23 protein-coding genes are annotated in these 19,930 nt (G+C 62.1%); 21 read left to right on the top strand and 2 right to left on the bottom strand.

Going from position 1 to position 19,930, the window contains the following annotated elements; translation table 11 throughout:
* Nucleotide 1 precedes the first annotated feature (1 nt).
* From QLG02_RS07785 to QLG02_RS07720, 14 genes are all read left to right on the top strand, one after another.
* The gene (locus QLG02_RS07785; protein WP_011705294.1) at nt 2–796 is read left to right on the top strand and encodes a ParA family protein; all 795 of its coding nucleotides are present in this window, start codon (nt 2–4) and stop codon (nt 794–796) included.
* Complete coding sequence (locus QLG02_RS07780; RefSeq protein WP_139390161.1) at nt 793–1,665, top strand: chemotaxis protein CheW; 873 nt, start codon at nt 793–795, stop codon at nt 1,663–1,665. Before QLG02_RS07785 ends, QLG02_RS07780 begins: the two co-directional genes overlap by 4 nt.
* Before the next feature lie 69 nt (nt 1,666–1,734).
* The gene (locus tag QLG02_RS07775) at nt 1,735–2,223 is read left to right on the top strand and encodes a chemotaxis protein CheW (RefSeq protein ID WP_005298836.1); all 489 of its coding nucleotides are present in this window, start codon (nt 1,735–1,737) and stop codon (nt 2,221–2,223) included.
* An 18-nt stretch (nt 2,224–2,241) separates the two neighbouring features.
* Entirely contained in the window at nt 2,242–2,628 is a 387-nt protein-coding gene (locus tag QLG02_RS07770) for a DUF2802 domain-containing protein (RefSeq protein WP_011705296.1), read from the top strand.
* A gap of 154 nt (nt 2,629–2,782) precedes the next feature.
* The gene (gene ccmA / locus QLG02_RS07765; protein WP_011705297.1) at nt 2,783–3,418 is read left to right on the top strand and encodes a cytochrome c biogenesis heme-transporting ATPase CcmA; all 636 of its coding nucleotides are present in this window, start codon (nt 2,783–2,785) and stop codon (nt 3,416–3,418) included.
* A gap of 5 nt (nt 3,419–3,423) precedes the next feature.
* The gene (ccmB, locus tag QLG02_RS07760) at nt 3,424–4,092 is read left to right on the top strand and encodes a heme exporter protein CcmB (RefSeq protein ID WP_011705298.1); all 669 of its coding nucleotides are present in this window, start codon (nt 3,424–3,426) and stop codon (nt 4,090–4,092) included.
* A gap of 163 nt (nt 4,093–4,255) precedes the next feature.
* The gene (locus QLG02_RS07755) at nt 4,256–4,996 is read left to right on the top strand and encodes a heme ABC transporter permease (protein ID WP_011705299.1); all 741 of its coding nucleotides are present in this window, start codon (nt 4,256–4,258) and stop codon (nt 4,994–4,996) included.
* A 2-nt stretch (nt 4,997–4,998) separates the two neighbouring features.
* The gene (gene ccmD, locus QLG02_RS07750; protein ID WP_011705300.1) at nt 4,999–5,205 is read left to right on the top strand and encodes a heme exporter protein CcmD; all 207 of its coding nucleotides are present in this window, start codon (nt 4,999–5,001) and stop codon (nt 5,203–5,205) included.
* Entirely contained in the window at nt 5,202–5,693 is a 492-nt protein-coding gene (gene ccmE, locus QLG02_RS07745) for a cytochrome c maturation protein CcmE (RefSeq protein ID WP_011705301.1), read from the top strand. The genes ccmD and ccmE overlap by 4 nt, the downstream gene beginning before the upstream one ends.
* Nucleotides 5,694–5,775: 82 nt before the next feature.
* Nucleotides 5,776–7,731, top strand: a complete 1,956-nt coding sequence (locus QLG02_RS07740) for a heme lyase CcmF/NrfE family subunit (protein WP_276844486.1) — start codon at nt 5,776–5,778, stop codon at nt 7,729–7,731.
* The gene (locus QLG02_RS07735) at nt 7,728–8,258 is read left to right on the top strand and encodes a DsbE family thiol:disulfide interchange protein (protein ID WP_005298853.1); all 531 of its coding nucleotides are present in this window, start codon (nt 7,728–7,730) and stop codon (nt 8,256–8,258) included. The genes QLG02_RS07740 and QLG02_RS07735 overlap by 4 nt, the downstream gene beginning before the upstream one ends.
* 11 nt (nt 8,259–8,269) lie before the next feature.
* The gene (locus QLG02_RS07730; RefSeq protein WP_273762643.1) at nt 8,270–8,749 is read left to right on the top strand and encodes a cytochrome c-type biogenesis protein; all 480 of its coding nucleotides are present in this window, start codon (nt 8,270–8,272) and stop codon (nt 8,747–8,749) included.
* The gene (gene ccmI, locus QLG02_RS07725; protein WP_276844490.1) at nt 8,746–10,020 is read left to right on the top strand and encodes a c-type cytochrome biogenesis protein CcmI; all 1,275 of its coding nucleotides are present in this window, start codon (nt 8,746–8,748) and stop codon (nt 10,018–10,020) included. Before QLG02_RS07730 ends, ccmI begins: the two co-directional genes overlap by 4 nt.
* Before the next feature lie 80 nt (nt 10,021–10,100).
* Complete coding sequence (locus QLG02_RS07720; protein ID WP_016350065.1) at nt 10,101–10,913, top strand: VacJ family lipoprotein; 813 nt, start codon at nt 10,101–10,103, stop codon at nt 10,911–10,913.
* A 126-nt stretch (nt 10,914–11,039) separates the two neighbouring features.
* Here QLG02_RS07720 and sodB read toward each other — a convergent pair whose 3' ends face one another.
* A complete protein-coding gene (gene sodB, locus QLG02_RS07715) occupies nt 11,040–11,621 on the bottom strand; it encodes a superoxide dismutase [Fe] (RefSeq protein ID WP_016350066.1) in 582 nt (193 codons plus the stop codon).
* A gap of 286 nt (nt 11,622–11,907) precedes the next feature.
* Between sodB and QLG02_RS07710 the strand changes: the two genes are divergently transcribed.
* Complete coding sequence (locus tag QLG02_RS07710) at nt 11,908–12,252, top strand: Grx4 family monothiol glutaredoxin (protein WP_010673955.1); 345 nt, start codon at nt 11,908–11,910, stop codon at nt 12,250–12,252.
* 77 nt (nt 12,253–12,329) lie between these two features.
* Here the strand turns inward: QLG02_RS07710 and QLG02_RS07705 are convergent, their stop codons facing one another.
* Nucleotides 12,330–13,541, bottom strand: coding sequence for an RsmB/NOP family class I SAM-dependent RNA methyltransferase (locus QLG02_RS07705; protein ID WP_282464908.1), 1,212 nt, complete (start codon nt 13,539–13,541; stop codon nt 12,330–12,332).
* A 209-nt stretch (nt 13,542–13,750) separates the two neighbouring features.
* On the opposite strand from QLG02_RS07705, the gene QLG02_RS07700 reads away from it, so the two are divergent.
* From QLG02_RS07700 to QLG02_RS07675, 6 genes are all read left to right on the top strand, one after another.
* Entirely contained in the window at nt 13,751–15,730 is a 1,980-nt protein-coding gene (locus QLG02_RS07700) for a reprolysin-like metallopeptidase (RefSeq protein WP_282464907.1), read from the top strand.
* Nucleotides 15,727–16,050 (top strand): hypothetical protein, encoded by a 324-nt coding sequence (locus QLG02_RS07695; protein ID WP_282464906.1) that lies wholly within the window; start codon nt 15,727–15,729, stop codon nt 16,048–16,050. Before QLG02_RS07700 ends, QLG02_RS07695 begins: the two co-directional genes overlap by 4 nt.
* A gap of 170 nt (nt 16,051–16,220) precedes the next feature.
* Entirely contained in the window at nt 16,221–16,859 is a 639-nt protein-coding gene (pdxH, locus tag QLG02_RS07690; RefSeq protein WP_011705310.1) for a pyridoxamine 5'-phosphate oxidase, read from the top strand.
* Between the two features lie 29 nt (nt 16,860–16,888).
* Nucleotides 16,889–17,503, top strand: coding sequence for a glutathione S-transferase family protein (locus QLG02_RS07685; RefSeq protein WP_282464905.1), 615 nt, complete (start codon nt 16,889–16,891; stop codon nt 17,501–17,503).
* The gene (locus QLG02_RS07680; protein ID WP_282464904.1) at nt 17,503–19,119 is read left to right on the top strand and encodes a GNAT family N-acetyltransferase; all 1,617 of its coding nucleotides are present in this window, start codon (nt 17,503–17,505) and stop codon (nt 19,117–19,119) included. Before QLG02_RS07685 ends, QLG02_RS07680 begins: the two co-directional genes overlap by 1 nt.
* A gap of 32 nt (nt 19,120–19,151) precedes the next feature.
* Nucleotides 19,152–19,661 (top strand): N-acetyltransferase, encoded by a 510-nt coding sequence (locus tag QLG02_RS07675; RefSeq protein ID WP_039215280.1) that lies wholly within the window; start codon nt 19,152–19,154, stop codon nt 19,659–19,661.
* Nucleotides 19,662–19,930: the final 269 nt, after the last annotated feature.

The following is a 19,930-nucleotide window of genomic DNA, read 5'->3' as shown; positions in this document are numbered from 1 at the left end:
AGTGATTGTTTGGACGGTTGCCAACCAAAAGGGTGGGGTCGGTAAAACCACCACAGTGGTCTCGCTGGCCGGTATTCTGGCCCAGCGCGGTCAGCGGGTGCTGTTGATTGACACCGACCCTCATGCCTCCCTGACCTCTTATCTCGATTTTGATTCCGACCGGCTGGATGGCACTCTTTATGAGCTGTTTCAGGCGGTCAAACCAACGGCAGAGCTCGTCAATAAACTGACGCTGCGCACCAAGTTTGACAACATTCATCTGCTGCCCGCGTCAATCACCCTGGCGACCCTGGATCGGGTGATGGGCAATCGGGAAGGGATGGGGCTGGTACTCAAGCGGGCGTTGCTGCGCATTCAGGATCAGTACGATTACGTGCTGATCGACTGCCCGCCTGTCTTGGGGGTCATGATGGTCAATGCGCTGGCGGCGTGTGACCGGATCCTGGTACCGGTGCAGACCGAGTTTCTGGCGCTCAAAGGGCTGGAGCGGATGATGAAGACGTTTGAAATCATGCAGCGCTCCAAACGGGAGAAGTTCCGTTATACCGTCATTCCCACCATGTTTGACAAGCGAACCCGTGCCTCGTTGATGACTCTGCAGTCCATCAAGGAGCAGCACGGCAATGCGGTATGGAATGCCGTCATACCCATAGATACCAAATTCCGGGATGCCAGTTTGCTTCACATTCCCCCCTCCATCTATTCGCCGAGCAGCCGTGGCACCTATGCCTATGAGACCCTGCTCAACTATCTTGATGCGCAAGAGCGTCAGCGTGCTCATGAGGTGACATCATGAGAGATACCACCCAAGTTCGGGCCATGGATGATTACTTCCACTCCCTGTTGCTGGATGATGCGCTGTTGCTGGATTCGTCCGACGAGCCTGACTCTGCCCCCGTCATCCAGTTGCAGCGTCAGCCCCAGCCGGTTGCCGATAAGGTGGCGCAGCCTTATCTGGAAGCGGATCAACGGCTGGAGCAGTTGAGTGAATTGCTGGCTCAGGTCGGTCAGGTGCAGTTTGAAATCGACGCGCTGAGCCATGAAGAGGTCGTCAGCGAGCCGCTCCAGATTGAGGCAGAAGATGCCCTGCTGCCCGTCGAGCCAGTCTGGCCCGAGGTGATGCCCGAGCCTGCAGCTGCGGATCCTGCCACGCTGGTGGTGACGGAGACAGAAGTTGCGCTGGCGCCACAGGAGGAGGTTGCACCCTCCACCTGGGAGAATATCGATACCGGCAAGGAGTTTCAGGCGCTGTTCTTTGAGGTCGCCGGTGTCACCTTTGCGGTGCCGTTGACCGAGCTTGGCGGCATTCATCAACTGGGAGAAGTGAACACCCTGTTTGGTCAGCCAGGCTGGTACAAGGGGATCATGACTTCCCGCGAACAGAAGATGAACGTGGTGGACACGGCGCAGTGGGTCATGCCCGGCCAACACCTGGAAGTGCCTGATTACAAGTATTTGATCATGTTGGGTGAATCTCCCTGGGGACTTGCCTGCCATCATCTGAAGGGAACGGAGTTATTGCATCGTGACCAGGTCAAATGGCGCCATCAGGAGGGCAAACGTCCCTGGCTGGCGGGCATGGTCAAGGAGAAGATGTGTGCCCTGCTGCACGTGAAGGAATTGCTCCTGTTGCTGGAGCGCGGGGTCAACATAGAAGGTCGCTGATAACTTCTGCACTCGGGCTGTTTTATTGCTAGTTTTACCAGTAGACGTTTTCATAAAAGGAATAAAAACATGACAGAAAAGCGCAATATTGCACAGAATCTGGCCGAAGATGAAGTGCTGCAATGGGTCACCTTCCAGCTGGAAAATGAAACCTACGGCATCAACGTGATGCAGGTGCAGGAGGTGCTGCGCTACACCGAGATCGCTCCCGTGCCCGGTGCACCCGAGTATGTACTGGGCATCATCAACCTGCGCGGCAACGTGGTGACCGTCATCGATACCCGTTCCCGTTTCGGCCTGCCCTCCGGCGATGTGAGTGAAAACTCGCGCATCGTCATCATCGAGGCGGAGAAGCAGGTGATCGGCATCATGGTCGACAGCGTGGCCGAGGTGGTCTATCTGCGCTCCTCCGAGATCGACGCGGCCCCGGCGGTGGGTACCGAAGAGAGTGCCAAGTTTATTCAGGGTGTCAGCAACCGCGATGGTCAGCTGTTGATCCTGGTCGATCTGAACAAGCTGCTCTCCGATGAAGAGTGGGAAGATATCGGTTCCCTCTGATAGGAAGATAATGTGTTGATGATTGAAATTGCCGCCTTGGGGTTGTCCTTGCTGGCGTTGGTGCTGGCCCTGTATGGGGTGATTGGCAGCCGACGTGGCCAGCGAGAGTCCGAGGCCAGGGTGGAGACGCTGCAAGGGCAGCTCGAGAGCCTGCGCAAGCAGATGATGGAGCTGCATACCGGGGCCATCGGCATGGGCCAGCGTCTGCAGTCCGTCGAAGGGGCCATGCAGCAGATCAACGATCGCCAGCAGGAGCTGACCCTGCAGGATCCGGAACGTCGCCTGTACAGCCGCGCCGCCAAGATGGTGGAACTCGGTGCCGACCTCGATGAGGTCATGAATGAATGTGAATTGCCTAAGGCCGAGGCTGAATTGTTGATTTCATTGCGAAAAGGCCGCTCATGAATGTTCGGGAAGGCATCCGCCTTCCTGATTTTCCTCCCCTCTCTTCAAGGCGGGATCTCCCCCACAAATCCTGCTGATAATTGGCATCTTTGAAAAGACGCTTCCCGATACTGTGTTAATATGCAGGCCGCTTCTTTTCACTGATTACATCCTCATGCTGCTTCAAATTCACAATCTGAGCTGCGTGCGTGAAGATCGCACTCTGTTTGAACATCTATCCTTTGCGGTGGCTCCCGGTGATCTGGTGCAAATTGAAGGCCCCAACGGGGTAGGGAAGACCAGCCTGCTGCGCTTGCTGACCGGCTTGTCCCAACCATTCGCCGGTGAAGTGTGCTGGAATGGCGAAAATATCCGCAGTTGCCGCGATGAATATCACGCCAATCTGCTCTATCTCGGTCATCAGCCTGGCGTCAAGGCTGCCCTGACACCGCTCGAAAACCTCGCCTTCTACCAGAAACTGCATCATGCGGCCGATACCAGCGTGGATCTGTGGCGGGTACTGGCCCAGGTCGGTCTGGCCGGGTTTGAAGACAATCCCACCGGTCAGCTCTCTGCCGGCCAGCAGCGCCGTGTTGCGCTGGCCCGCCTGTGGCTCAGCGACAAGCCGGCACTCTGGATCCTGGATGAGCCGTTCACCGCCATCGACAAGCAGGGGGTAAAGGTGCTGGAGCGGCTGTTCCTGACCCACGCCGAACGAGGGGGCATGGTGATCCTCACCACCCATCAGGACATGACCCTGATGCAGGGACGGTTGAAGACCCTCTCTCTCACGCCCTTGCTGCAGGAGTAGTTCTGATGTTGCGCGCCGTAATGCACCTGATCCACCGCGAGCTGCTGATGGCCCTGCGCCAGCGCTCCGACATCCTCAACCCGCTCTGGTTTTTCCTCATCGTCATCACCTTGTTTCCGTTAGGGATCGGCCCCGAGCCCAAGCTGCTGGCCCGCATCGCTCCCGGCATCATCTGGGTGGCTGCGCTGCTGGCGGCCATGCTGTCGCTGGAGCGGCTGTTTCGCGATGATTTTGGCGACGGCGCGCTGGAGCAGATGATGCTGATGCCCCATCCGCTGGGCTTGCTGGCGCTGGCCAAAGTGATCGCTCACTGGTTGCTGACTGGCCTGCCACTGCTGCTCATCTCTCCGCTGCTCGCCATTTTGCTGTCGCTGGACATGAACACTTATCTGGCGGTGGTCGCCACCCTGGCGCTGGGGACGCCCGTGCTGAGCCTGCTCGGGGCGGTCGGCGTCGCCCTGACGGTCGGTTTGCGCAAGGGGGGGGTACTGCTCAGCCTGCTGATCCTGCCGCTCTATATTCCGGTACTGATTTTTGCCACCTCCGCCATCGATGCGGCGGGGATGGGGCTGCCCTATTCGGGGCAGCTGGCGATTCTGGGGGCCATGCTGGCCGGTGCGCTGACCCTGACCCCGCTGGCGGTCTCGGCGGCGCTGCGAGTCAGCGTGAATTGACGAAAGCGTCTGAAAAAGTGGCAATGGAAGGGCCGTTATAAAAAATATAATTGAGATAGATCAAGAGGATGGCTGCTTATTGCTTTCGGGGGATGTGATGTTTTCCGGCAGTGGGTATGGTAGGCCTCGCCACGATATTAATAACAGAAAGGTTTTGTGAGCTATGTGGAAATGGTTGCACCCTTACGCTAAACCCGAGCGCGCGTACCAGTTGGCAGGGACCCTGCTGCCCTGGTTTGCCGTGACAAGCCTGCTGGCATTCATCATCGGCACCCTCTGGGGGCTGGCCTTTGCACCTGCGGATTATCAGCAGGGCGACTCCTTCCGGATCATCTACATCCATGTTCCGGCCGCGATCCTCTCCATGGGGGCCTACTCCACCATGGCGGTGGCCGCCTTCATCGGCCTGGTGTGGCAGTTACGGATGGCGGACATGACGGTGGCCGCGGTCGCGCCGGTCGGCGCCGTGTTCACCTTCATCGCACTGTTTACCGGCGCCGCCTGGGGCAAACCCATGTGGGGCACCTGGTGGGTGTGGGATGCACGACTCACCTCCGAGCTGATCCTGCTGTTCCTCTACCTCGGTGTCATCGCCCTCTACAACGCCTTCAGCGACAAGGTGCTGGCCGGTCGCGCCGCCGGCATCCTGGCGCTGGTGGGGGTGATCAACCTGCCCATCATCCACTACTCGGTGGAGTGGTGGAACACCCTGCACCAGGGCGCCAGCATCACCAAGTTTGACAAGCCTTCCATCTCGCCCGAGATGCTGTGGCCGCTGCTCATCATGATCCTGGCCTTTGCCGCTTTCCTCGGGGCCCTCTCCCTGATGCGTTTTCGAAACGAGCTCTTGATGCGGGAGTGGCACCGCCCCTGGGTCAAAGAGATAGCCGAGCAGGAGAAGTAAGCATGCACTTTGCCTCATTCAGTGACTTTCTGGCGATGGGCGGTTACGCCTTCTACGTCTGGCTCTCTTTCGGTCTGACCCTGCTCTGCCTGGTCGGCATCGTCATTTCCACCCGTATGAAAACCCGCGCCCTGCTCGGTGAATTGCGCAACAAGCAGGCGCGCGAGGCCCGCCGCAAGGCGGCCCAGCAGATGGAGAACACCCTATGAACCCGAGACGCAAGAAACGCCTCACCATCATCCTGGCGATCAGTGCCGGGCTTGCCGCGGTGATCGGCCTGGTGCTCTATGCCCTCAGCCAGAACATCGATCTCTTCTACACCCCGAGCGAGCTGGTGGAGGGCAAGGGCCCGGACAAGATCAAGCCGGAAGAGGGACAGCGCCTGCGCATCGGCGGTCTGGTGGTACCGGGTTCGGTACAGCGGGATCCCCAGAGCCTCAAGGTGGCCTTCAAGCTGGTGGACAACGGTGGGCATCTGGTGACCGTCGAGTTCGACGGCATCCTGCCGGATCTGTTCCGCGAAGGGCAGGGCATCGTCGCCCAGGGCACCCTCAAGGATGCCACCACGGTCGCCGCCTTCGAGGTGCTGGCCAAACACGATGAGAACTACATGCCGCCGGAAGTGGCCGATGCCACCAACGGCATGCACTTCAAGCCGGAATATACCGAGGCGCAGCTGAAGGGGAGCAAGCAATGATCCCGGCAGCATTCGCACCGTTTTCACCTTTTCAAGCCGGTTTACAGGTTCGTGCTGCGGCTCATTTGAAAGGAGTTCAGCCATGATCCCTGAATTGGGACAGTTTTCACTGATCCTGGCCTTCGCCACCGCCCTGCTGCTGGGCAGCTATCCGCTGCTCGGGGCCAAATGGGGGCGCCTTGGCATGATGTCGGCGGCCCGTCCGCTGGCCTATGCCCAGTTCCTGCTGCTGTTGCTGTCGTTCCTGTGCCTGACCTGGGCCTTCATCGACAACGACTTCACGGTGCAGTACGTGGCCACCAACTCCAACAGCCTGCTGCCGCTGGCCTATCGCATCTCCGCGGTGTGGGGCGCCCACGAGGGCTCTCTGCTGCTGTGGGTGCTGACCCTGGGGGGCTGGACTGCGGCTGTCGCCATGTTCAGCCGTCGCCTGCCGCTCGACGCGGTGGCGCGGGTGCTCGGCGTGCTCGGCCTCATCTCGGTCGGTTTTACCGCCTTCGTGCTGTTTACCTCCGACCCCTTCATCCGTACCTTGCCCTACTTCCCGGTGGATGGGCGCGACCTCAACCCGTTGTTGCAGGATCCCGGCCTCATCTTCCACCCGCCGATGCTCTACATGGGCTATGTGGGCTTCTCGGTGGCCTTTGCCTTCGCCATCGCGTCGCTGATGACAGGCCGGCTTGATGCCACCTGGGCGCGCTGGTCGCGTCCCTGGACCATGGCGGCCTGGGTCTTCCTCACCCTGGGTATCGTGCTGGGCTCCTGGTGGGCCTATTACGAGCTCGGCTGGGGCGGCTGGTGGTTCTGGGATCCGGTAGAAAACGCCTCCTTCATGCCCTGGCTGGCGGGCACCGCCCTGCTGCACTCGCTGGCAGTGAGTGAAAAACGCGCCACCTTCAAGGCCTGGACCGTGCTACTGGCGCTTTCCGCCTTCTCCCTGAGCCTGCTCGGTACCTTCCTGGTGCGCTCCGGCGTGCTGGTGTCGGTGCATGCATTTGCCTCCGACCCGACCCGCGGCCTGTTCATTCTGGGCTTCCTGCTGGCGGTCATCGGTTCATCCTTGCTGCTGTTTGCCTTCAAGGGCTCTCAGGTGAGAAGCCACGGCAAGCACGAGTTGTGGAGCCGCGAGACCCTGCTGCTGTGCAACAACATCATGCTGGTGGCGGGGCTGCTGACCGTGCTGCTCGGTACCTTGTTGCCGCTGGTACACAAGGAGCTGGGGCTGGGCAGCATCTCCATCGGTACTCCCTTCTTCAACCACATCTACAGCTGGCTGATCATTCCGTTCGCCCTGTTGCTGGGGGTCGGCCCGCTGTTTCGCTGGCGCCGCCAGGAGCTGGGCGAGCTCCAGGGCAAGGTGGTGCTGGCGCTGGTATTGAGCCTGGCCGCCGCCATTTTGCTACCGCTGCTGCTGGCCGAGGAGTTCAAGCCCTGGGCTGCGCTCGGTATCGGGCTTGGCGCCTGGATCATCGTGACCAGCGTGCAGGAGACCTGGGTGCGTGCCACCCACAAGCACAGCTTCGCCGTCGGCGTGCGCCGCCTTGGCAATAGCCACTGGGCCATGATCCTGGGCCACGTGGGCCTTGCGGTGAGCATCATCGGCATCGCCTGTACCCAGAACTACAGCATCGAGAAGGATTTGCGGATGCAGGCCGGCGATCGGGTCCAGTTTGCCGACTACGAGTTCGTCTTCACCGGCATCAAGGAGAAGAACGGCCCCAACTACGACGGCTTCAAGGGCGTGCTGGAAGTGCACAAGGACGGCAAGCAGGTCGCCCTGCTCAAGCCGGAGAAACGCATGTACAAGGTGACCCGGATGCCGATGACCGAAGCGGCCATCGATGCCGGCTTCACCCGGGATCTCTACGCGGCGCTCGGCGAGCAGCTCGATAGCGGCGCCTGGGCGGTTCGGATCTATTACAAACCCTTCGTGCGCTGGATCTGGTTCGGCGGCGTCTTCATGGCCATCGGCGGCATGCTGGCGATGCTGGACAAGCGTTACCGTTTCGGTCGCCGTGACGAGGAGGCCAAGGCATGAGCAAGAAGACCTGGTTGTTTCTGATCCCCTTCATCGTGTTTCTGCTGGGGGCCGTGTTTCTGTTCAAGGGGCTCTACTCCGATCCCACCAAGCTCGAGTCCGTGATGGTGGGCAAGGAAGTGCCCGTGTTCACCCTGCAGGACATCTACGACCTCAATAAGCAGCATGACAGGAGCATCCTCAAGGGGCGCCCCATGCTGCTCAACGTCTGGGCCACCTGGTGCCCGACCTGCTATGGGGAGCACACCTACCTCAAGCAGCTGGCGGGGCAGGGGATCTACATCGTCGGCATGAACTACAAGGATGAACGGGCCAAGGCCATCAACTGGCTGGCGGAGCTCGGCAATCCCTACCAGATCAATCTTTATGATCCCGACGGCATGCTGGGGCTGGATCTGGGGGTCTACGGCGCGCCGGAGACCTTCTTCATCGACAGCCAGGGCATCATTCGCTATCGCCACGTGGGGGACGTCAACCCCGAGGTGTGGGCCAGCACCCTCAAACCCATCTATGACGCCATGAAGTGAGGGAGAGCCTGATGAGAATGTTTATTGCGTCCCTGCTGCTGCTGGCGGGACTGGGCGGGGCGGGCCAGGCGCTGGCCGCCATCGATGTCTACACCTTCGACAGCGACGCCCAGGAGCAGACCTTTCGCGAGCTGACCAAGGAGCTGCGTTGCCCCAAGTGCCAGAACCAGGATATCGCCGACTCCAACGCGGGCCTGGCCAAGGACTTGCGTGACAAGACTTACCAGATGGTGCGCGAGGGCAAGGACAAGCAGGAAGTGGTGGACTACATGGTGGCCCGCTACGGCAACTTCATCCTGTACAACCCGCCGCTGATGGCGTCGACCCTGATCCTCTGGCTTGGCCCCCTGCTGGTGATCGTCATCGGTGTCGTCATAGTGGTGGTGCGCAGTCGCCGTCGTCCCGCGGCTGCCACGCCGGCGGATAGCGCCCTGAGCGCGGAGGAGCAGCGTCGTCTGGCTGCCCTGCTCAAAGAGGAAGAGAAACAATGACCGCATTTTGGATAGTGATCGCGGCCCTGCTGGCGCTGGTGAGTCTGGCGCTGGTACTGCCGTTGTGGCGGGGTGAGGGCAAGCAGAGCATCAGCCGCTCGGCCCTCAACAAACAGCTCTATCGCCAGCGTCTGCTGGAGATCGGGGAAGAGCGCGAGCAAGGGGTGCTGGCGGAGGAGCAGGACTCCCTGATCGAGCTGCAACGCAGCCTGCTGGACGACATTCCCGACGTGGAGCAGACCGCCCGCGGCGGCAAGAGCATGATCTGGATCCCGGGTGTGCTGGTGCTGCTGGTGGTGAGCCTGGGGCTCTATTACAAGCTCGGCTCCTGGCAGGAGGTCAGCCGCTGGCAGGATGCCAACAGCCGGCTGGGCGAGCTCAGCAACCGCATCCTGGTGGAGCGGGACGCCGAGGTGACCGAGCAGGATCTGCTGGACTTCACCCTGGCCCTGCGTACCCGCCTGAAGGATGAGCCGAATGATTACCGCGGCTGGCTGCTGCTGGGTCGGCTGTCGCTGGATGGCAATGATCCCGAGATGGCCCGCGAGGCGCTGGAGCGGGCCTACGGGCTGGCCCCGCAGAAGGCGATGGTGGCGGTGCCCTACGCCCAGGCGCTGATGATGACAGGGGATGACGCGCAGGCCGATCAGCTGCTGCGGGTGGCCATTGCCCAGGATCCTGCCAATATCGAGGCGCGCTCTGTCTACGCCTTCATGGCGCTGCAAAAAGAGGACTTCAAGACCGCTCTGCAACGCTGGCGCGAGATGTTGCCACTGATGGAGAAGGGCTCGACCCGTTACACCATGGTGGAGCGCTCCATCGACTACGCCGAGCAGCAGTTGAAGAAGCGCGGCATGGTCAGTGCGGCCGTGCCGGTTGAGGCGAGCGGGCAGAACGCGGCCTCTGACCAGGTGCTGGAGGTGAAGGCTGGCGAGTTCCCGCTCAAGGTGACGCTGGCCGATGGCATTGCACTGCCGGAAGATGCCCATCTGTTCGTGTTTGCGGTGATCCCCAACGGACCGCCCATGCCCATCGCGGTCAAGCGTATCCCGGGGCCGCACTTCCCGCTGACCCTGTCGCTGGGTGACGGTGACGCCATGATGGAAGGCAACAAGCTGGCTGCCTACCCCGAGCTGCAGTTCAAGGCGCGCCTCTCCCGTGGCGGCAACGTCATGAACAAGGAAGGGGCGTTTGAAGGCGTCTCCGTTCCGGTTGCTACCGGTTCGATTCCTTCAGCACCGATTGACATCCGCATCGATCACGCCCTCTAATACGCCTTTGGCCCGGCCCCTCGATGGAGCCGGGCTGCCTATAATTCAGATTAATCACAATAAAAAGCTAGGACTTCCATATGTATGTGCGTGTAGGGGCATTGATGGTGGCCTTGTTGCTGGGCGGCTGTGCTGGCGGCCCGCCCAAGCAGGGGCCCGAGAGCCTTGACCTCAAGGAGACGCCGAGCCGGCCCGGTGCGACCAGCACGGCCAGCGATGGTCGTGACCCGTTCCAGGGCGCCAACCGGGCCATGTGGGCCGTCAACTACGATGTGCTGGAGCCCTATGTGGCCCGTCCAGTGGTGCATGGCTACGCCCGCTATATCCCGCAGGGAATGAAGGACGGCATCGAAAACCTGGTGGAAAACTTCAACGAGCCGAGCAGCATGGTCAACCATCTCATCACCGGCGATTTGAAGGGGGCGGGCACCAACCTGGGTCGCTTCACCCTCAACACCACCGTGGGTCTGCTGGGTATCTTCGATGTGGCCAAGCATGCCGGTCTGGCGCGCAACAAGCTGGAGCTCAATACCGTGCTGGGCCGCGCCGATATCGGCGATGGCGCCTACCTGATGGTGCCGGTCTACGGCCCGACCACCACCCGCAAGCTGGTGGGGGATACTGTGGATACCTTGTATTTCCCTTATGCCTTGCTGACTTTCCCGTTGAAGGTGGTGCACTGGGCGCTGGATGGTCTGGGTACCCGTTCCAAGCTGATCGATCAGGAGCGGATCATCGACAACGCGCTCGATCCTTACGCCCTGACCAAGGACTTCTATCTGCAGTACAACCAGAACAAGGTGACCGGTCGTCAGACCGAGCTCAAGCAAGAGCAGCAGGAGAAGCAAGACGACAGCAATCTGGACGACTATCTGGATGAAATCGACCAGTGATGCCAGCGTATCCGGCTCGAGTAACGTAACAAAGGCGCCTGCGGGCGCCTTTTTCGTCTCTGCTGTTGCACAGGCATAAAAAAAACGCCCCGCAAGAGCGGGGCGTTTTGGCAAGAACGGGGGCTATCAGGCCAGGTTCTTGGCCACGAATTCCCAGTTGACCAGGGTCCAGAAGGTTTCCATGTACTTCGGACGCAGGTTGCGGAAATCGATGTAGTAGGCGTGTTCCCACAGGTCGACGGTCAGCAGCGGAGTGGTACCGGCTTCGGTCAGCGGGCAACCGGCGTTGGAGGTGTTGACGATGGCCAGGGAGCCGTCAGCCTTTTTCACCAGCCAAGTCCAGCTGGAACCGAAGTTGCCGATGGCAGACTTGGTGAACGCATCCTTGAACTCGGCGAAGGAGCCGAAGGCCTTGGTGATGGCATCGGCCAGGGCGCCAGTGGGCTCGCCACCGCCGTTCGGGGAGAGGCAGTGCCAGTAGAAGGTGTGGTTCCAGATCTGGGCGGCGTTGTTGAAGATGCCGCCAGTGGAGGTCTTGATGATCTCTTCCAGAGACTTGCCTTCAAACTCGGTACCCGGCACCAGGTTGTTCAGGTTGACCACATAGGTGTTGTGGTGCTTGCCGTGGTGGTATTCCAGAGTTTCCTGGGAGATGTGCGGTTCCAGAGCATTGATTGCATAGGGCAGAGCGGGAAGTTCGAATGCCATTTTCTACTCTCCATTGGCTGGCCGTGCGAAGGCGACGGTTGCAAGACATTGCGTACTCTTTTCTATCTTGAAAAGAATTGTTCTTGAAATAAGGGGGCCAGATGGCCCAAAGCCCATCGATTGTACCAGCATCAAAGATGGGCTAACAACTCTTGATTCTCGCCATGATCCGGATCAAGCTGCGGCGTATTGATTCATCACTTCTTGCATCCGAGGTGGTTTGCCAGTTTGTGGTCTGCCCGGATTGCAGTAGAATGGCCGCCGAAATCGCTCTAGTGAGGCACCTATGGAAACTATTGAAAAGATCAAACAGCAGCTGGCTGAAAACCCCATCATCCTGTACATGAAGGGCTCCCCCAAGCTACCCAGCTGCGGTTTCTCTGCCCAGGCCTCCCAGGCCCTGATGTCCTGTGGCGAGCCGTTTGCTTACGTCGACATCCTGCAAAACCCGGATATCCGCGCCGAATTGCCGAAGTTTGCCAACTGGCCGACCTTCCCCCAGCTGTGGGTGGAAGGTGAGCTGGTCGGTGGCTGCGACATCATGATCGAGATGTTCCAGGCCGGCGAGCTGCAGACCTTGATCAAGGAAACGGCCGCCAAACACAAGCAGGATGACGCCGCCGCCGAATAAGGCAGCAGCTGCATCATGCAAAAAGGGGAGCCAGTGGCTCCCCTTTTTTATTTCACAACTTTATGTCACGACAGGCATCAGGCGATGCGTTCGATGCGTGCCATGTAGAAGCCATCGAAGCCGGTGGCGGCCGGACTGACGGTGTGGTCATCCCGCAGGCGGTAGTTTTCATTGGCGGCGAGGAACTTGTCCACTTGCTGACGGTTCTCTTCCGGCAGGATGGAGCAGGTTGCATAGACCAGCAGACCGCCCACCTTCACCATCTGGCTGTAGCGCTGCAGGATCTCTGCCTGCAGGGCAACCAGCACCGGCAGCCGCTCGGCGGTGTCGCGCCACTTGGCATCCGGATTGCGCTTGAGCACGCCGAGGCCGGAGCAGGGCACGTCCAGCAGCACGCGATCGGCACTCTCTTTGAGGCGCTTGACGGTCTTGCTGCTGGTGATGACCCGGGTCTCTACGTTGTGGGCCCCGGCGCGGCGGGCGCGCTGCTTGAGGTTTTCGAGCTTCCACTCTTCCACATCCATCGCCAGCAGGCGGCCCTTGCCCTCCATCATGGCGGCCAGATGCAGGGTCTTGCCGCCGGCACCGGCGCAGGCATCGATGACGCGCATGCCGGGGCGCACTTCCAGCGCGGCCGCAACCTGCTGGGAGCCGGCATCCTGCTGCTCGAACCAGCCATCGGCGAAGGCCTGGGTGCGGAACAGGGCGGCATCCGTGGTGACCTGCAGGGCGGTCTCAACGCCGTCGACGGGCACCGTGGTGACATGTTCCTTGGCCAGGATGGCCTGCAGCTCGTCCCGGGTGCCCTTGAGGGTGTTGGTCCGCAGGTAGCGCTTGGGCATCCAGGCCAGGGCCGCACGCTCGGCAGGCCAGGCCTCACCCAGCTGCTCGCTGCCGAGTTTTTCCAGCCAGGTCGGGCAGCCATCCATCAGCACCGGGTTCTTCTTCGCCTCGGTCAGGCGGCGACGGAACGCCTCCTCGTTGAAGCGATCCAGGGTCGGGTGGTTCGGCTGGTCTATCTTGTGGAAGGCGTGCCAGCTGTGCAGCAGCGGCCAGACGTTCTTCTCGGCCTGACGAACCTGAATGCCGGTCAGGAAGCAGTAGAGGCTGAGGCGGCGCAGCAGATCGCCGGTGACCAGGGCAATCCTTGCCTGTTCTTGCGGTTTGAGTTCGATGCCGGAGAAGTGACGGGCATAGGCGCGGTCGAGGGTAAGACCCTGACCCAGCACATCGTCAACGATGGCAACGATCAGATCCCCGAAACGGGGCAACAGTGGGGACTTGAGCATGAGATTAACCTTGGTCAGATAAAGACGAACCGTCGTCATGGTGACGCGGCTCAAAAACTGATAAATCCGCGCAATGATAGGGGCTAGACAGGGTTGGTGCAACACTCCCCATTCGGGGAATATCCGCTAGCTGGTGCTGGACTAAGCAGGGCGGCAGGCGAATGATGCCAGTTGCAGTTTGGGTGAGTGCATTTAAAAGGACTAAAAAGATGCAGTTGATGAAATTTTCTCCCTTGGCGCTGGTGGTAGCCAGCCTGATGAGCTCGGGTGGCCTCGCGGCCAAGGAGTGGGACACGGTGGCGGCGCGCGCCAGCGCCGCCGACGGCTATGAAGTGCGGGCCAACCAGTTTCGGGTCGCCAAGGTGCCCATCGATTATTTTGCCGGCCTGCAGGCCGGGGCCCGTTCGCTGACCCTGCCGTTGCCCGACGGGGGAGAGGTGACCTTCACCCTGCAGGCCTATGATCTGCTGCCGGCCGATCAGGCGGCCAAATTCCCCGAGATCCTGACCTTCAAGGGCCATAACCCGGCGGCACCGGTAGAGACGGGACGTTTTGACCTGGGGCCGCTGGGCTTTCATGCCATGTTCACCCATCAGGGCAAGACGGTGTTCGTCGACCCGCTGCGCAATGCCGACGGTTATGCCGTCTATTACCAGCAGGATGCCTACAGCCGGCTGGAGGAGGACGCGGACAAGGTTATCGGCAGCGAGGCCAGCAGGGCGCTGGCGCACAAGGTGCAGGTGGATGGCAACGTGCGCAAGCGTTACGTTATCGCCATCTCGGCGGCGGGGGAGTACACCCAGTTCCATGGTGGCTCCAAGGTGCTGGCCACCGCGGCCATCGCCACCCTGCTCAACCGGGTCAACGAGGTGTACCAGCGCGACGTAGGGGCCGAGTTTCAGCTGGCCAGCGGCAACGACAACATCATCTTTATCGATCCGGCCAGCGATCCCTTCACCAATGGTGATGCCGACATGGGCATCAACAGCGTGGTGCAGGCCAATGCCCAGACCCTGCCCAGCGCGCCGCTTGGACAGTTCGACATCGGCCATGTGGTCAATACCGGGGGCGGCGGGCTGGCCAATCTCGATGCGCTCTGTACCGCCACCCGTTCGCAGGGCATGACCGGTTCGGCCACCCCGGTGGGGGATGCCTTCTTTATCGACTACGTGGCCCATGAGATTGGCCACCAGTTCGGCGCCGACCACACCTTCAACGGCACCACCAACAGTTGTGGCAGCGGCAATCGGGAGGCGACCCAAGCCTGGGAGCCGGGCAGCGGCACCTCCATCATGGCCTATGCCGGGATCTGCGGGGACGAGAACATCCAGCCCCACAGCGACCCCTATTTCCACAGCAAGTCCATCGAGCAGATGCGGGCGCACATGGCGACCGTGCCGGCCTGCGGCACCACCCTCAACCTCGGCAACAATGCGCCCCAGGCGGCGGCCGGGGCCAGCCGCATCATTCCGGCCAACACGCCGTTCGTACTCAAGGGGGCCGGCGCCGATCTGGACGGGGATCCTCTGACCTACACCTGGGAGCAGATCGACCTGGGCACGGAGTCGAGCAGCCCGGCCACCATGGTGGACGACGGTAGCCGGCCGCTGTTTCGCTTTGTTTCCCCCACCAGCTCGCCGGAGCGGATCCTGCCGAGCCTGCCCTCTCTGCTCTCGGGCACGCTCGCCAAGGGCGAAGCCTGGCCCACCACCAACCGGGATCTCAACTTCCGGCTGACGGTGCGTGATGGCAAGGGCGGTGTCGCCAGCGACGACATGAAGGTTCAGGTGGTCAACACCGGCAGCGCCTTCCGCCTGACCGCCCCGCTTGGGGTGGCATTGACGCCGGGGGCAAACCAGGCGGTCAGCTGGGATGTGGCCGGCACCACGCTGGCGCCGATCAGCTGCAGCAAGGTAGACCTGTTCATCACCCAGAACGAGGGGGCCAGCTGGAGCAATCTGGCGGTCAGCCAACCCAACAGCGGCGCCGCCACCGTCACCCTGCCGGCGGATCTGGCCAGCGCCGCCCGCCTCAAGGTGGCCTGCAGCGACAACATCTTCTTCGCCATCAGTCCTGCCAAGCTGCCGGTCGCCCAAAGCGGCGGCAGTTCGGGCGGTGGCGGCGGTGGTGCCCTCGGTCTCTGGACTCTGGCGCTGGCCTTGCTGGGTTGGCAACGGAGGCGCGGATGAGAGCTGGCTGGCTGGTGCTGGTGTCCCTGCTTGGCGGCTGTCAGGCCGACGCCGATACCCTGGAGCAGGCGGTCAGCGCCAGTCTGGCCAAGCAGGATTACCGGTTGATCGTGCGGGCCGGGCGCGGCGAGGTGGCGCCCGGCATCGCGCCGGAGCAGCAGGCCTCGGCCAAGGCGCGCTGCGGCGTGCGCTACCTCGATGGCCTGGGGGATGTCATCAAGCCCGGGCAGGAAGAGGCCCAGGCCAAGCTGGCGGCCTACGCGGCGGATTACAACCGGCGCATGCTGACGTATTGTCCCGCTGCCTCTGGCAAGCAATAAGTCTGCGCGTAGCAAGAGCGTACGAAGGGCATACCAAGGAGGGAGGCGTGAGCCTCCCTCTTTTTTGCAGCCGCCATTTGCCGGTTACAAGGCTTGTACCCATGGCGTGCTCGTCGCACAATGCCAGCACGCATGGCCGCATGGGCGGCAAAGAGAGAAGGAAAATCAAGATGATGGATGTAGCCGATCTGCGCCGCGAATACACCCGGGGTGGATTGCACCGGGCCGATCTGCCAGCCGAGCCCCTTGCTCTGTTCGAGAAGTGGCTGGCCCAGGCGTGCGAGGCCAAGCTGACCGATCCCACTGCCATGGTGGTGGGTACCGTGGATGCCGACGGCCAGCCCTGGCAGCGCACCGTGCTGCTCAAGCATTACGATGCCGAGGGCATGGTGTTTTACACCAACATGGGCAGCCGCAAGGCGCATCAGCTGGAGGGCAACCCCCGCATCAGCCTGCTGTTTCCCTGGCACACGCTGGATAGACAAGTGCATGTGACCGGCCGGGTGGAGAAGATGAGCACCTTCGAGGTGATGAAGTACTTCCACAGCCGCCCCAAGGACAGCCAGATCGCCGCCTGGGTTTCCCAGCAGTCGACCCGCATCTCGGCGCGCGGTGTGCTGGAGGCCAAATTCCTCGAGCTCAAGCAGAAGTTTGCCAATGGCGAAGTGCCGCTGCCGAGCTTCTGGGGCGGTTTTCGGGTGCGGATCGACACGGTCGAATTCTGGCAGGGGGGCGAGCATCGCCTGCACGACCGTTTCTACTACACCCGTGAGGGGGAAGGCTGGCACATCGAGCGGCTGGCGCCCTGAGTGCCCGCTGCCGCTGACAAGGAGTCTGTATGCGTCTGTATGGCGATCTGAAGTCCGGCAACTGCTACAAGCCCTGGTTGCTGGCCCGCTGGCTTGAGTTGCCCCTCGACTGGGTGCCGGTGGATGTGCTGGCGGGGGAGACCCGTACCCCCGATTTTCTGGCCATCAACCCCAACGGCAAGATCCCGGTGCTGGAGCTGACCCACGGCGATACCCTGGCGGAATCCAACGCCATCCTCTTCTATCTGGCGCAGGGATCGCCCCTGTGGCCGACCGAGCCGCGCCAGCAGGCCGAGGTACTCAAGTGGCTGTTCTTCGAACAGTACAGCCATGAGCCCTATATCGCGGTAGCCCGTTTTATCGTGCACTATCTGGGGCGGCCAGAGTCCCAGGAGGCGCGCCTCGACGGGCTCAAAGCCGGCGGCGAAAAGGCGCTGGCGGTGCTGGAGCAGCAGCTCAAGCAGAGTCCCTACCTGTGCGGTGATTCCCCGACCATCGCCGACATCGCGCTTTACGCTTACACCCATGTGGCGGAGGAGGGGATCTTCTCGCTGCAGGGCTGGCCAGCTATTCGCGACTGGATCGCCCGTATCGAGGCGCATCCTCGCCACCTGAGCCTGCCGGCTGCCTGTCAGGCCGGCTGATGGAGCTGCTGATCGAGCTGGCCCTGTGGCAGCCCCACTGGGCGCCGGTACTGCAGGCCTGGCAACGGCAGGGCGGCCGCTGGCTGCTGTTGCAGAGCAAGGCCGATGAGGGTTTGCCGAGCGACACCGGCGGACTCTGGTCCTGTTGTCCACCCGATGGCGTGCGTTCGGCCAACGCGCTGCTGGCCGCCTGGCTGGATGGTGACTTGACTGCCCAGCCCGCGAGGGATCCGAGCCGCCAGATCCTCATCAGCGGCTCGGCCTCCCTGCTGACCCTGGCCCGGGAGGAAGGGCTGCTGACGCTGGGGCCACAGGGCGCCGATCTGACGCTGACGGCGCCAGACGATCTGGGCGCCGTGCTCAACCGCCTGCTGGCCCGCCGCCTGACGGTGCCGGTGCTGGCCGAGCCCGCCTCGCCGTCGGGGCCTGCCCTGCAACTGCGTCCCCTGCTGGCGTGCGATGAAGCCGACGTGGTGCGCTATTGCAGCGATGCGGCGCTCGCCCGCTACACCCTCAACATCCCCCATCCCTACCCGCCGGAGGCGGCCCGTGACTGGTTGGCCGGCTGCTGGCGCAGGGCTGCGCTCGGGCTGGGCTGGAGCTGGGCGCTGACCCTGCCAGCAGGGGAGAGCCAGGCGCCGCTGGTGGGGGTGATCTCGCTGTACTGGAACGGCGAGCTCGCCTGGTGGGTGGGCGTGCCCTGGCAAAATCGCGGGCTGGCTACCCGGGCCGCCCGGCTGGTCAAGGCCTTTGCGTTTGAGCGGCGGCAACTGCCGGTGCTGACCGCCCGCCATATGCCAGGCAATCTGGCCTCCGGCCGGGTGATGGCCAAGCTGGGCATGCGCTATTGCGGTCGGCGCGAGCTGAGTGGTCAGCCACCATGCGAGGTGAGCTACTGGCAGCTGGAGCGAAGCCAGACGCTGGCGGCGCCGCTGACACGGCAGTTGGCCCCTCTGCTGGCCGACGAACGGGTGGTGGCGGCCATTCTGCAAGCAGGTGCTGAAGAGGATGAGCCGAGGCGGCTGGCCCTCTTTCTGGTGCAGCCGGAGCCAGAGAGCGGACTGGCTGTTGAGCTCCTGCCCAAGCAGGAGGATGACGGGCCGCTGGCGGTGGAGTATCACGATCAGGCGGTGCTGGCGCAGGCCGAACCGGACCAGCTCTATCTCTATCGGGGGCTGCTGCTCAAGGACCATGACGAGCAGGGGCTGGATTATCTGCAGCAGCTGGCCAGCCTGCAGCGCCAGGGGCCGGCACCGCTCATGCTGGCGGAGCGGCATCAGCGGCTCGGCTGGCTGGGCACCTTGGCCCGCCGGGCGAGCGGCGAGAACACACAGGGGGAGGGTGTCAGTCGCCGTTATCACCAGCTCTGGCTGCTGGTGGAGTTGCCCGCCCTCATCGACGAGCTGGCCGGACGCTGGCATCGCGGGCCTGACCAGACGCTGAGCTGGCTGGCGCAGACGGATGCCGAGCTGTTTGCGGCCTATCGGGTGGCCATCACCACCCTGCAACCGAGCGATCTGCAAGCACTGCTGCGCCTGCTGGCCATGCGGTTTCCTGAGTCCACCCTCCCATTTCTCGACAAAGGTGCTCAGGGCGGCGGTCAGTTTGTGGAATAATGCCCGCTCTGCTGTACGAGGAGTAACGCTGTATGCTGAGAACCGAGCGCCCCGGCGACATGCTGCCGGTCTATGACCTGGTGAGCGCCGCCTTTGGCCGTTCCGACGAGGCCGAACTGGTCAACCGCCTGCGCGAATGTGGCGCCGCCGTGGTGACCATGGTCGAGGAGGAGGAGTACGAGTTCATGGGGCACCTGATGCTGAGCCCGATCACCATTAACGGCATGGAAGGGCCCTGGCTCGGTCTTGCGCCTGTGGCGGTCCATCCCGATTGGCAGGGGCAGGGCATAGGGTCGGATCTGGTACGCGAGGGGCTGGATACGGCGCTGGAGATGGACTGGAAGGCGGTGGTGGTGCTGGGTGACCCGACCTATTACAGCCGCTTCGGTTTTCGCCCCGCCAGCGAGTTCGGCCTGCACTGTATCTACGAAGTGCCCGCCGACTGCTTTATGGCGATGGAGCTGCAGGAAGGCGGTCTGACGGGGATGCAGGGCGAAGTGCTCTACCACCCGCTGTTTGACGAGCTGCCCGAAGAACAATGAGCAACGCAAACGGCAGCCTGCGGGCTGCCGTTTTGTTATCTGCATGAGCAGCAGGTGCTGCGCCTTTCCCCTTGAATAAGCGATGAGTCGTTGTGCTCCTCCGCTCCATCATCCTGGGCAGTATCCGCGCCCATGCCATTGAGCAAACACCTCTTGAATCCGTGTCGGGATATATGGAGCGCGCCACCATATTCTCTGAATATGGTGGCTGCTGCCTGAGGGCTGGCCGTTGCTTTTTCCGGAGGTATTCTGTTGCAATGTCTTGTTAC

This window comes from Aeromonas sp. V90_14, from assembly GCF_029967615.1.
GTDB lineage: Bacteria > Pseudomonadota > Gammaproteobacteria > Enterobacterales > Aeromonadaceae > Aeromonas > Aeromonas hydrophila.
Note: the sequence above shows the minus strand (reverse complement) of the source record. Positions and strands in the feature narration are given on the sequence as shown.